General features: G+C 49.5%; 11 protein-coding genes. All 11 read left to right on the plus strand.

Annotation, left to right across the window (positions count from 1 at the left end; genetic code table 11):
* The first annotated feature begins 5 nt into the window (after positions 1–5).
* Positions 6–1,031 carry a zinc-dependent alcohol dehydrogenase family protein gene (locus H8S18_RS10780; protein WP_186858272.1) on the plus strand — a complete coding sequence of 342 codons (1,026 nt, stop codon included), beginning with the start codon at positions 6–8 and terminating at the stop codon, positions 1,029–1,031.
* A 26-nt stretch (positions 1,032–1,057) separates the two neighbouring features.
* Complete coding sequence (locus H8S18_RS10785) at positions 1,058–2,230, plus strand: uroporphyrinogen decarboxylase/cobalamine-independent methonine synthase family protein (RefSeq protein WP_186858273.1); 1,173 nt, start codon at positions 1,058–1,060, stop codon at positions 2,228–2,230.
* Between the two features lie 316 nt (positions 2,231–2,546).
* Positions 2,547–3,491 carry a rod shape-determining protein MreC gene (gene mreC / locus H8S18_RS10790; RefSeq protein WP_186858274.1) on the plus strand — a complete coding sequence of 315 codons (945 nt, stop codon included), beginning with the start codon at positions 2,547–2,549 and terminating at the stop codon, positions 3,489–3,491.
* A gap of 1 nt (position 3,492) precedes the next feature.
* Positions 3,493–4,026: a rod shape-determining protein MreD gene (mreD, locus tag H8S18_RS10795; protein ID WP_186858275.1), complete on the plus strand. Its 534-nt coding sequence runs from the start codon at positions 3,493–3,495 to the stop codon at positions 4,024–4,026.
* A 16-nt stretch (positions 4,027–4,042) separates the two neighbouring features.
* A complete protein-coding gene (locus H8S18_RS10800) occupies positions 4,043–6,613 on the plus strand; it encodes a penicillin-binding transpeptidase domain-containing protein (RefSeq protein WP_186858276.1) in 2,571 nt (856 codons plus the stop codon).
* A 111-nt stretch (positions 6,614–6,724) separates the two neighbouring features.
* On the plus strand, positions 6,725–7,417 hold the full coding sequence (gene minC / locus H8S18_RS10805; protein ID WP_186858277.1) for a septum site-determining protein MinC: 693 nt from the start codon (positions 6,725–6,727) through the stop codon (positions 7,415–7,417).
* 62 nt (positions 7,418–7,479) lie between these two features.
* Positions 7,480–8,271: a septum site-determining protein MinD gene (gene minD, locus H8S18_RS10810; RefSeq protein WP_186858278.1), complete on the plus strand. Its 792-nt coding sequence runs from the start codon at positions 7,480–7,482 to the stop codon at positions 8,269–8,271.
* A 15-nt stretch (positions 8,272–8,286) separates the two neighbouring features.
* Complete coding sequence (gene minE / locus H8S18_RS10815) at positions 8,287–8,574, plus strand: cell division topological specificity factor MinE (RefSeq protein WP_186858279.1); 288 nt, start codon at positions 8,287–8,289, stop codon at positions 8,572–8,574.
* Positions 8,575–8,747: 173 nt separating this feature from the next.
* The gene (gene rodA, locus H8S18_RS10820; RefSeq protein ID WP_186858280.1) at positions 8,748–9,932 is read left to right on the plus strand and encodes a rod shape-determining protein RodA; all 1,185 of its coding nucleotides are present in this window, start codon (positions 8,748–8,750) and stop codon (positions 9,930–9,932) included.
* Between the two features lie 209 nt (positions 9,933–10,141).
* Entirely contained in the window at positions 10,142–11,977 is a 1,836-nt protein-coding gene (locus H8S18_RS10825) for a TIGR03960 family B12-binding radical SAM protein (protein ID WP_207721742.1), read from the plus strand.
* A gap of 177 nt (positions 11,978–12,154) precedes the next feature.
* Entirely contained in the window at positions 12,155–12,820 is a 666-nt protein-coding gene (locus H8S18_RS10830) for a TIGR03936 family radical SAM-associated protein (protein WP_186858281.1), read from the plus strand.
* Positions 12,821–12,834: the final 14 nt, after the last annotated feature.

The following is a 12,834-nucleotide window of genomic DNA, read 5'->3' on the forward strand; positions in this document are numbered from 1 at the left end:
GCAAAATGAAAGCTGCTGTATTTTATGGAAAACATGATATCAGGGTAGAGGACATCCCGATGCCCAAGGTAGGAGATGACGATGTCTTAATTCGCGTCAAGGCGTGCGGGGTATGCGGTACGGATGTACATATTTACAATGGAGACCCAGGATCGGCGGAAGTTGTACCGCCCCGTGTGCTGGGACATGAGTTTTCTGGCATGGTTGAAGAAGTTGGGAAAAATGTGACAGAATTCAAGCCGGGAGACCGCGTATGCGTGGATCCAAATGAGCTTTGCGGCGGATGCTATTACTGCCGCAGCGGAATAGGACATTTTTGTGAAAATATGATTGGCTACGGAACAAGCGGGAACGGGGCGTTTGCGGAATTCTGCAGCGTTAAGAAAAGTCAGGTCCTGAAGATTGCGGATACAACCACATTTACAGAAGGAGCAATGGCAGAACCTGTTTCCTGCTGCCTGCATGGCGTGGATATGTGCAATATTAAGTCGGGAGACAAGGTGGCGGTCATAGGCGGCGGTATGATTGGACTGATTATCCTGCAACTTGCTTCCATTGCCGGGGCAACGCAAGTAGCACTGATTGAGCCTGTTGAAGGGAAACGGAAGATGGGCGAGAAGCTGGGTGCAACGGTATGCATAGATCCGGCTTCGCAGGATGTGGAAAAAGAGCTTAAAGAGCATGGGATTGACCGCCTGGATGCAGTCATCGAGTGCGTAGGGCTTCCAAAAACGATGGAGCAAGCAATTCAGCTTGCAGGCAATAAATCGGTTGCCATGTTGTTTGGATTAGCCTCCCCGGAGGATACGATTACAATAAAACCTTACGATCTCTTCCGTAAAGAGGTTGATGTAAAAGCATCTTATATTAATCCCTATACGATTGACCGGGCTGCCGAATTGATTAATTCGCGCCGGATAGACGTTGGGTTTATGCAGTGTGAACCGCTGCCGCTAGAGCGGCTTGTGGATGCGGTGTCAGACCTTGAGCTGCGCAAACAAGGGAAACTGATCATTGATCCAGCTTTGTAATGTGGTCTGAGAGAGGAATGATTGGTATGGAAAAAGAAAAAATGCTAAACCAAATTCGGGCAGCGGAAGAGGAAATACGCGAACTTTGCGAAACGGAGGAAAATAAGCGGCGTATGGCCTTCTGGAGTTCAGAAGGAGTTTCGTCGGATTACTTCCATGCGATTCCAGCTGATAAGACGAAAAAACCATTGGTAATTGAATTTGAACGGGAGGCGTATGCGCAAACACTTGGGTATGATTTGATCGAGTTTTACCACGATCCGTATCTTCATTATCTAAGCGGCTTGCAAACGCAAATCTTCAAATTTAAAAATTTTGATGACGATACCCCGATTGCAAAAAAGCAGCCGGTCTTTGAATCTGCAGCGTTTGAAAAATGTATCTTTGGGGGAGATCAGGCAATATACACGGAGCACGATGCAGTTGTTTCCAAAGAACCGTTAATAAAGGAACGTAAAGATCTTGAACGGATGGAATATCCGGATTTTTACAAAGGCGGATGTATGCCACGAACCATTTCTTTTTTCGAACAGGTGCGTGAAATTGCTGCGGAAGATTTTGAAGTTGCTTTTCCGCAATGGGGAAGAAGCCCGTGGGGATGCGCATGGCAGGTTCGCGGCCTTGACAACCTGATGATTGACTGCATAGAGGATCCGGAATGGATGGTACAACTGCTTGATTTTCTTGGAGAGTCACGCAAACGGTGGACATTGCAAAAAAATGGATATCTTGGCCTTCCGCTCACGGAAGGAAATATTTACAATGATGAAGTAACTTTCCCGGTTGTCAGTCCACAGCTTTACGAAGAATATATTCTTCCCGGGGAAAAAGATCTTGCGGATTTTTTTGGAGGAATTGCGTATTGGCACAGTTGCGGGGACACAACAGAAATGTTCCATTTAATTAATACGATTCCCAATCTTAAAATGCTTACAGTAAGTGCGTGGTCAGACGTTGCAAAGGCCGGGCAAGTTTATGATAAGGATAAAGCGCTGGAAGTGCAGCTGCACAACTACCGTGATGTATTGCAACCGGAGACGGAAACCACGTTGCGTGACAGGATTCAGCTCATCAAAGATTCTACTAAGGATCATAGATCGATTGTACATGCCTGTGGAATTGTATGTGTTAATGGGTTTGAAAAGACAATGGAACGGTTACGCATCCTGAGCGAGACAGCACGCGAAATTCTTGATTAAAGGGGAAGCGGGGAATAAGGATATCCCGGATGGCCGGTAGTATATTGAGGGATTGCCTGCCGGCCTTCAGTGGAGAAAGTCACACTTTTTGAAGTGTGGCTTTTTTTATGGAAAAATTTTGTTGAGTATAAAGCATGGATTGTTTTCATTTCAGCCGGAACGGTTATATTGCGGAATTGTTACAAAAAGTTTACTTCCAAATATGACAAACCTTCTGCATTTATGGTATAATTGAACAAATTATTTGCAGGCGGGCGGCGCGCGTCCGCAGGGGCGCGCATAAGCGTCTCCAGTAAACACGAAAGGCAGACGGGTTGTGGGCATATTCAGGAACAAACCGCTGATTATAACGGTCATCATTATCATCGTTCTCGTGGTTCTGCTGGTGGCAAGCAGCAGCAATGGCACGATTTCACAAAGCGCAGGACAGGCCGGCGGCATCTTTTCTCCTGTGCAGGAATTTTTCTATCAAGTGTCATCGGGAATCGGCGGCTTTTTTGACGGGCTCATCAACAAAGATGACCAAGAGCAAAAAAATGAGGAGCTACAGAGCGAGCTCGAGGTATTCAAGAGCAAATCGCGGGAATACGAAGAGCTCAAAAAGGAAAACGAACGGCTTTCCGAACTCCTCGAATATAAACAGAATAATACCAATCAGGAATTGATGCTTGCGCGGATTACCGGAAAAAATCCCGGGAACTGGTTTGACGTATTCACGATCAATCTTGGCAGAGCGGATGGCGTAAAGGAAAATATGCCGGTTATCACGGCTGACGGTCTTGTGGGGCGGATTGAAGAGGTGAACCTCAATTCCTCCAAAGTTATGGCTATTATCGATGCGCGGAGCAGCCTGTCTTCCATTATGGAGCGTACGCGTGAACAGGCAATTGTCAAGGGGGCGATTTCAAGCAATTCGCTTGACGACTCGTTGTATATCACCTTCCTGCCCCTTGACGCGGATATTATGGACGGGGACAAAATTATTACTTCCGGCCTTGACGGAGTTTACCCCAAAGGATTCCTGATCGGCGAAGTCGCTTCCTCCTCCGATACGGAAGCGGAAGGGAAAAATGTAAGAATCGAACCGGCGGTGGATTTCCGGCGGCTGGAGGAAGTGTTTGTTGTGACGTCCATGGACGGCGAAGAAACGGGTACGGTTTCCGCGGCCAATGAAGTGATCGGCAGCACTACAGTTGGCGAGGCGGCGCAACCTTCCCCATCCTCACAGCCTTCGGACAGCGCGCAGCCACAGGGACAGTAAGATGAGATATGTGGTTCTTATCCTGATGGGTATATTTGGCACGATTTTGTCTGGCACGGCGTTTAGCGCTTCGTTTGACCTGGCAGGACTTGGCATTCAGATTGACCTCGTGTTGTTGCTGGTGCTTGCGTTGGTGCTCGTCGAAAAAAATATAACGCCGATTATTTTTGCCATGGCAACGGGGCTTTTGATGGATATGATGTTTTCCACCACGCTCGGCATGTATGCGCTTTCCTATACGGTTGCCGCCGCCGTGGCGAGCATTGTGGCCCACAGGATGGAAAAATTTAATTCGCTTCATATTTTTTTGATTGGTGCGGGTGGTTATATTGTCAAGGAACTTGTGATGGCGCTGATTGTATTTGCGCAGGGAGCGCGGCAATTTGACCTGGGGGCGATTTTCCTGCGGGATATGCTGCCGTCCGCCGCTTTTGCCGGGGCACTTCTTCTTTTGGTTTACCTGCTGGTTTCGCTTTTGTACAGGAATACGTGGATGCGTCCGCGTATGTCGTCTCATTTTATGGATGAGCTTTGAATGAGGAAAAAGTAGAATGTTTAAAAAATTAAAAAACAGGTTTTTCGTCGTTATGGCGATTACACTTGTAGCTTTTATAGCGCTTGGCGCGGGACTTGGGAACCTGACGCTGACGCAGGGCGGCGAGCTTTCGCTGCAGTCTGAAGATAAAAAAATCAGGACGCTGACCCTCAAAGGGGCGCGCGGACAAATTACCGATATCACGGGAATTCCGCTCGCCTATGACCAGAGCAGTTATGATATAGAGTTCCTGCGGGATCCTACCCGTAACAGTACGACGGATAAAGCATATTATACAAACGTTCTGTCCGAGGCTATTGCCCTTATCGAGCAAGGCGGAGGGACGACGATCGATACGTTCAACATTGTACGCAATGAAGACGGTACGTTTGCATTCGATTTTGGTATAACGAACCCGGAAGATATCGCCAACCGTGAAAAGAATTGGCGGTCGAATATGTATGTGTCTAAAAATGCGACGCCGGATGAAATTTACCGCGACCTTCGGATTCGTTACCGTATTCCCGAAGAATATACCTATGAACAGGCGAGGAAGCTGCTTTCCATCTGGCAGGAAGTACAGCTTTCCTCCTATCTTGCCTATGTCCCCATTACCATCAGCGAAGATGTCAATATGGATACGGTAGCCCTGATTGAAGGGAAATCCGACCAGCTCGATGGAATCCAAGTGGGCGAAAGCTCGGTCCGCATCTATCCCAAAGATGAGGTTGCGGCCCATATTGTTGGCTATCTCGGCAAAATGACCGATGAAGAAACCATCAAGGATTACAAGGAAAAAGGTTATTCGCAGAACGACCTGATTGGTGCGGCGGGCATCGAAAGTACGATGGAACAATATCTTACGGGAAGTTCGTCGGAAAAACAGGGAACGCGCGTTGTAGAGGTCAACAGCAGGGGAAAGGTAATCAACGAACGTTCTTACACCGCACCGACGGACGGCTATAATGTCCGCCTGACGCTTGATTTGCAGCTTCAGCAGGTAGCGGAAAAAGCGCTTGAGGAAAATATCAATACCGTTTACCAGGAACAGGTCGATGCATACAACAAGGCGGATCCCGAAGATTACGATGAGAATGAAAAGGTGCAGGCTGTTCTTGAGAGCCGCGAGGGCAATTCTACCTTGGAAAAGATGAACCTGGCAAAATCGGGTGCGGCCATCGTAATGGATGTGAAGACGGGCAGGGTGCTGGCTATGGCGAGCTATCCTTCCTATGACGCCAACATTTTCACGGGCGGCATTTCAAACGAAACCATGCAGGAATTAAATGATAATCCGGCAAAGCCGCTGTTCAACAATGCAATCTCCTCCAAGGCGATTCCCGGCTCCATTTTCAAAATGGTCACGGGCATGGCGGGCCTTGAGGAAGGCGCGATTACACTGGAAACAACCATTACCGACGAAGGACAATACCCGCTCGATCAAAAGAAGCAGGAAGGCGAACAAATCGTCGGCGATGTTCCGGCCTGCTGGGCTTGGGAGCCGGGAATGACGATCGTTCCCGGACATGAAAATCAGACACTGGTAAAAGGCCTTGAGCATAGCTGCAACTATTTTTTCTATGAAGTTGCCAACCGGATTGTAGGCACGACAGGCAGTACGGATACGCTTTCCCAATGGGGTGAAAAATTTGGGTTGACAACGTCTACCGGCATTGAATTGACAGGTGAAGTAGTTGGACAGGTTGGAAACCAGAGCGTGTTGTACGATCCGACAAAACCGATTTCCACGCTGAATTCGGAAGGGGTAGATGTAACCGCACAAAAGACGTCCCTGCCGCTTTTAATCCGCAACACACTGATGAGTTATTTGCGTGATTGCGGAAAATCCCTGAGTATCGACTATTCGGACGAACAGCTTAAGAAAACGGCGGAGCGACTGATTGAAGCGGCCGGGGAAGATCTGACAAATTATGAGATGGGGCCGACCATCCGGCAGATTTTATACGAGGAACTGCAGATTACCAGTGCGGTTGCGGACCGGAACGGATGGGTTGTCGATGTGAACAGTTACCTGAGCGAGCTTAGGTGGAATACACGCCGAACCATCGAGACCGGAATTGGTTCGGGCACTACGGCAGTTACGCCGATTGCCGTCGCGCGGTATATTTCAGCTTTGGTAAATGGCGGAGACGTATTTGAAGCGCATATTGTGGACAGTGTTGTTGACAATGACGGAAATATCATCGAACAGCAGGAACCGGTGGTATTTAATCATATCGATGCGCCGCAGGAATACTTCGATGCGATCAAACAGGGGATGACTGAGGTTGTCGCGGAAGAAGAAAGTACGGCCAGCAAAGCCTTCGACGGGTGGAAATACAAAGATGAGGTTATCGGGAAAACAGGTACGGGTACCGTTTCCAATATCGACCTTGAACATAACGCCTGGTTTGTGGCCTGCGCCCCCCGGGAGGACCCTGAAATTGCGGTGGTAATTTATATTCCGAATGGCATGGGGGGATCGCACGCGATTCCCGCGGCAAAAAATATCATTGAATATTATCTCGATGGGAAAACTGAGGAAACTGGTACAGAAATTCCGTCAGAAAACACGCTGGTTCCATAAAGATTCCGTGTGAATGAGTATTTGCGTGTGGCCATGGAATCATGTATAATGTATTTCGTGGTTGTATACAGTTTAAGCTATGGCCTGAAGGAACAAGCGGGAGGATTTATCATGCAGGGCATCATTACGTTTAAGGGGAAAGAAAAAGGATTGGAAATCTATTTGGATGAACGGTCTACTTATCCTGTTCTGCGTGAGGAGTTGATGGAAAAACTGAAAAAGAACAAGGACTTTTTCAGGGATAGTGAAACGAGGGTTATTATCCGCGGCAAAAAACTTTCGGAAGCACAGCGCAAAGAACTGCGGCGTGTTTTTTCGATGGATTTTGGTATCCGGGATGTGATTTATGGAGACGAGGCCGACCTGATGCGCGAGGCGGAGCTCAAAATCGAGAAACCGCCGGCAGCAGTGCATCCGGCTGCGAAAGATGAATATATGGACGAAGTGGAATTGGTATCCAATGCGTATTTCGATGCCCAATCCATTTTTGTAGGCCACACGGTACGCAGCGGCCAGCGTATTGAATGCGAAGGCGATATTGTCGTAATCGGCGATGTCAACCCGGGCGGGGAAGTGATCGCGGGGGGGAGCATCGCGGTGTTCGGCAGGCTGCGCGGTCTTGCACATGCGGGTTGTTCAGGCCGGAAAGACGTTTGCGTGGCTGCCGTGAATATGTGCCCCAAACAACTGCGGGTCTCCGGACGTGTTGTAACGTTCCCCAAGGAACGCGAAGAGGTGCATGGGGCGGAAGTCGCCGAACTCAGGGACGGCAAGGTGGTCATTCGGCCAGTCAGCATGAAGTAATTTCAGCGGTGTATGAAGCACGGTTTATTCGGAAGTATTATATATGAGAGGGATTTTGGTGTATGGAAAACGTAATTGTAATCACATCCGGCAAGGGCGGCGTTGGTAAAACGACGTCTACCGCCAATCTTGGAACGGGCCTTGCAATGCAGGGGAAAAAGGTGGTGCTTGTAGATACGGATATTGGACTGCGGAACCTTGATGTGGTGCTTGGCCTTGAGAACAGGATCGTATATGACCTTGTGGACGTGGTGGAAGGAACCTGTAAACTGAAACAGGCATTGATTAAGGATAAGCGCTATGAAGGCTTGTATTTGCTTCCGGCCGCACAGACGCGGAATAAAATGGCGGTTGCGCCTGAGCAGATGAAGGAACTGATTTCCGAGTTGGAACAGGAATTCGATTATGTTCTGATCGACTGCCCGGCGGGAATTGAGCGTGGATTTAAAAATGCGGTAGCAGGTGCAAAATCGGCGATTGTGGTTACTGTTCCGGAGGTTTCCTCCGTACGTGACGCCGACAGGATCATCGGCCTGTTGTCGGCGAACGGCATTGATGATGTGCGGCTTTTGATTAACCGTCTGCGTCCCGACCTTGTACGCAAAGGCGACATGCTTGCAATTGACGATACGCTTGAGATTTTAGGAGTGGATCTTATTGGGGTGATTCCGGAGGACGAAATGATTTTCCGGTCTTCCAACCTTGGTGAACCGGCAGTGACGGATTATTCTTCCCTTGCGGGAGAAGCATACCGCAACGTTACCAAGCGGATTATGGGGGAAGATGTTCCCATGCTTGATTTGGAACAGAAGACTGGCTTCTTCGGCCGTATCAAGCGGCTCTTTTCAAAATAAGCGGGGGGATTTGACATGGGATGGTTTTTTAACAGAAAAAAGAGCAGCCAGGTTGCAAAAGACCGGCTGAAACTCGTCCTGATTTATGACCGCGCGGGGACGACCTCAAATAACGATATGATCAACATGATTAAAAAGGATATCATGGGGGTTATTTCAAAGTATGTGGAGATTGACGAATCGGAATTTGAGATCGATTTTAAAAACGTGCAAAATGAGGAAGAGGAAGGCGTTTCTTCGCAAATTGCGATGAATATCCCCATTAAGAAAATTAAGCAGATGGTGAAGAACGCCGGGAAATGACCTAAGCATGGTTCGACGTTTCTTTTGGTGGGGAAGCGGCGGATCCTGTATGTGAAAACCGTGCCTGGAAGGAAATGGGCGGCAGTCTGCCGCCGCGCCGGATGTGCCGCAATGCGGGACGGCGGCCCTGCATGCACGGTTTTTGTTGCAATATGGGGAGTTACGGAGCGTATATGAAGGGAAAACTGGTCAACAAAAATATGTGGAAATATGTAGACTGGTTCCTGGTCGCAATCATTGTGATTCTGGTCGGGTACAGTTTGCTTTCCATCTTAAACGCAACTGCCTCGCCGTTTACAGGCGATGAAAGCACGTTCTCCGAGTTTTTGGCGAACCTGGACCTGAGCACCGCGGGATGGCAGCTCATTTTTTTCCTGATCGGCCTCGGATGCATGTTTCTTGTGATGCTTCTGGACTACCACACTCTTGCGCATTTTACAGAATGGATCTATTGGATTTGCATTGCGCTGCTGGTGGCGGTACTCTTCCTGGGCAGCACACAGAACGGCACGTCGGGCTGGTTCATGATCGGCAGCCGCGGTTTTCAGCCGGCCGAGGTGTGCAAAATCCTGATTATTATTGTATTAGCTAAAAATTTTGCCGACAGAACCGAGGGCAATGACGACGGAATTCAGACGTTTGGAGATTTGTTCCCCGTCCTGTGGAGAATGCTGCTGCCGGTTATTTTGATTGCGCTCCAGCCCGACTTCGGCACGGCGGTGGTGTATGTGTTTATTTTCGTAGTCATGCTGTTTATGGCAAAGCCGAGCTGGAAGGTTGTGTTATGGCTGCTTGCAATTGCCGGAGTGCTGGTCGGGGTTTTCCTGTTGTATATTTCGACCACGGGAAATTATCAATGGACGCGTCTGCTTTCCTTCTTTAGCCCGGATGCGCAGGCCGTACAGGATGCGGATGCGACCTTACAGATGGATCAGGCCAAGATGGCCATTGGCTCCGGACAATTTTTCGGCAAGGGCCTGTTTACGCCCGGTTCGCTTTCACAGCTTGGCTATGTGCCGGAAAGCCATAACGATTTTATTTTTGCGGTCACGGTGGAGGCATTCGGCTTTCTGGGGGGCATTGTGCTTATTATACTGTATTTTCTGCTCATTGGACGCACGTTTATGCTTTCGCTGCGCGCGCGCGATGATTTCGGCGCGTATATCATCATTGGCGTTGCGGCTATGATGCTCTTCCATGTGGTGGAAAACATCGGCATGAATGTCGGAATTTTGCCGGTTACAGGGATTCCGCTTCCCTTCTTCTCTTACGGAGGGTCAAGTATGGTGACGAACTGTATTGCCATTGGTATGGTGATCAGTGTGGATATGCGCAGGCAGAGATGGCAAGGACAATAGGCGAGGCACGCCCTATGGCTCAATTCCCGCCTGAAGCCGGGAATATCGCTTTTGTGGGCGGCCTCTCGCCTATCAACCCCGCGAAACCCGCTTGCGCGGCTTCACTGGGCTTTCGCGGGGCCTCCGGAGACTTCGTGTTTAGGGCTCTTTCGCGCGAACAGAAGGGGAAATAAGTACGCGTTTGTATTTTCATTGTAAGGAGTTTTTGTTTGAGTATACTCAATCATGTGGAAAAGCCGGCAAGATATGTCGGCGGGGAACTAAATAGTGTTATAAAAGACCCGGAAAAAGTGGACGTTAATTTTGCACTTTGTTTTGCGGACACGTATGAAGTGGGAATGAGCCACCTTGGGATCAATATTTTATATGAGGTAATCAATGCGCTCCCCGGAGTATGGGCGCAGAGGGCGTTTTGCCCCTGGCCGGATATGATGGCGGCACTGCGTGCCAGCGGGGAGCCCCTGCGGTCCCTTGAGGGAGGGATGCCGCTTTCGGAATTCGACCTTGTGGGGATCAATCTTTCCTATGAGATGTGCTATTCTAACGTGTTGGCAATGCTTGACCTCGGGAAACTCCCGCTGCTTGCGAAGAAGCGGGAAGACAAGGACCCGGTTGTGGTCGGCGGCGGTGCGTGTACGGTGAACCCGGAACCGATCGCGGATTTTTTTGATTTATTTGTCTTAGGAGAGGGAGAAGAGGTCACGCGGGAGCTTTGCATCCTCTTTGCGCGGCATAAAAAAGAAGGGTTTTCGCGCGCTGCATTCCTGCGGGACGCAGCAAAGCTGGAAGGGATATATGTTCCTTCTTTTTACGCGCCTGCCTATCACGAGGACGGGACGATCCGGGAGATTGCAGTAGAGCAGGAAGGCGCGCCTGCCATCATTAGAAAACGCATCGTGGAAAATTTTGATGCGGAGCAGACGATCAAAAAACCTGTTTTGCCTTATATCAACACGGTGCATGACCGCTGCACACTCGAGATTATGCGCGGCTGCCCGCGAGGCTGCCGTTTTTGCCAAGCGGGTTTTGCCATGCGCCCGGTGCGCGAACGGCGCGCGGAGACGGTGCGCGAGGTTGCACGCAATGTCATTGCTGCGACCGGCTACGACGAGATTTCGCTTTCTTCGCTTTCGTCTGGGGATTATTCCCAGATTGACGAACTGGTAAACGGGCTGGTTGCGGAATTTTGCGACCAGCGTGTATCGGTATCCCTGCCCTCCCTACGAATCGACAGTTTTGAAAAGGACTTAGCGGCGGGGCTTCAACAGGTGCGTAAAACGGGGCTTACCTTTGCGCCGGAAGCGGGAACCCAGCGTCTGCGGGATGTGATCAACAAAAATATTACACAGGAGGAAATCCTTGCCACGGTAGTGCGTGCGTTCGAAAGCGGCGTATCTTCTGTTAAATTGTACTTTATGATTGGCCTGCCAACGGAAACGATGGAGGACCTTGACGGCATTGCGGATATGGTGAAGGAAATCCGCAGTGCATTTTATCGTGTACCCAGGGAAAAACGCAATGGATTCCTGAATATTACAGTGTCTGCGTCCTGCTTTGTTCCCAAGGCATGCACGCCGTTTATGTGGGAAGCGCAGGATACGATGGAAAAATTGAAGCAGAAGCAGCAGTATCTTCGCAGTAAACTGAAAATCAAGGGCGTGAAGTTTAATTATCATGATGCGTCCCTTTCTTTTCTCGAGGCAGTGCTTGCGAGGGGCGACCGGCGGCTTGCTCCCGCACTTCTTTTGGCTTACCAAAACGGTGCGGTTATGGATGCATGGCACGAATATTTTTCATTGGAACGGTATTTGGACGCGTTCCGCGCGTGCGGGATCGATCCGGCATTTTATGCAACACGTAAAAGAGAGGCGGGAGAAGTGATGCCTTTCGAACATCTTGACTGCCGGATCGATAAGGCATTTTTGCGCAGGGAACGCGATAAAGCGTATGAAGGAATTACGACGCAGGAATGCCGGAAGAAGTGCCATGCGTGTGGAATACAGAAATATTGCGGCCTTGCGAAGAATAAGCGGCCCACAGAATGACGGAAAACGCAAGAATGCCGGTGATAAAATACAGCTGCCACGGAACCGCATGAAATATGCGGGTTGCCCCGGAGCGGACAGCGGCAGGCAAAGCGGGAGCGTTCAGCGGTTCTTTTGAAGGGCGGGCAAAAGGCGCGCGGAAAAAGAACTCTGCTAAAAAACAAAGGATAGAGACGTATGAAATTAATTATAAAATACAGCCGCCACGGAGCAGCTAAATATATCTCGCATCTCGATATGCAGCGTGCCTTTGGACGCGCGGTACGGCGCGCGGGAATTCCCGCGGAATATTCGCAGGGATTCAACCCGCACATTGTTATGTCGTTCGCGTCCCCTCTTTCCGTGGGGTATGAGACGGACGGAGACTATTTTGAGCTTGCGCTTGCGCAGGAAGCGGAGCCCGGAAAAGTAAAAGATGCGCTTAACGCCGTCCTGCCGCGTGACCTCCGCGTTCTGGATATCCATGCAGCGGAGGGGTCTAAGAAGCTGATGGCGCAGAATGAAAGCGCTGCCTACCGGTTAAAATTTCATTTTAAAAATGGAATGGATTGTGGTAAAATAAGGGATGCGGCAGAGAAGATGGATGCGGCCCCGAATTATATGGCAAAAGACCGGAAGGGACGGGAGCTTGATATCCGTCCGTTGATCCTTGAAATCGGTATGGATCAAAACGAAGTTATGTTGCTTTTGAAAAATGCAAGCGACGGGGCGCTCAATCCTGCGGTCGTTGCAAACGCCTTGCTTTTGGAAGCGGGCCTGGATGCGGAATACAGCGTCTGCCGGACTGAATGTTATACAATAGCGAATGGGAAAAGAATCCCATTTCAGGAATATAGTTTTTAATATTTGAAGGAGTT

Origin of the sequence: Christensenella tenuis, assembly GCF_014287795.1 — a bacterium.
Lineage (GTDB): Bacteria > Bacillota > Clostridia > Christensenellales > Christensenellaceae > Christensenella > Christensenella tenuis.

Coding starts and splice junctions, on each gene's coding strand:
- minD (WP_186858278.1), top strand. CDS start 7,480: ATGGAAAACGTAATTGTAATCACATCCGGCAAGGGCGGCGTTGGTAAA.
- H8S18_RS10785 (WP_186858273.1), top strand. CDS start 1,058: ATGGAAAAAGAAAAAATGCTAAACCAAATTCGGGCAGCGGAAGAGGAA.
- H8S18_RS10830 (WP_186858281.1), top strand. CDS start 12,155: ATGAAATTAATTATAAAATACAGCCGCCACGGAGCAGCTAAATATATC.
- H8S18_RS10780 (WP_186858272.1), top strand. CDS start 6: ATGAAAGCTGCTGTATTTTATGGAAAACATGATATCAGGGTAGAGGAC.
- H8S18_RS10800 (WP_186858276.1), top strand. CDS start 4,043: ATGTTTAAAAAATTAAAAAACAGGTTTTTCGTCGTTATGGCGATTACA.
- mreD (WP_186858275.1), top strand. CDS start 3,493: ATGAGATATGTGGTTCTTATCCTGATGGGTATATTTGGCACGATTTTG.
- rodA (WP_186858280.1), top strand. CDS start 8,748: ATGAAGGGAAAACTGGTCAACAAAAATATGTGGAAATATGTAGACTGG.
- minC (WP_186858277.1), top strand. CDS start 6,725: ATGCAGGGCATCATTACGTTTAAGGGGAAAGAAAAAGGATTGGAAATC.
- minE (WP_186858279.1), top strand. CDS start 8,287: ATGGGATGGTTTTTTAACAGAAAAAAGAGCAGCCAGGTTGCAAAAGAC.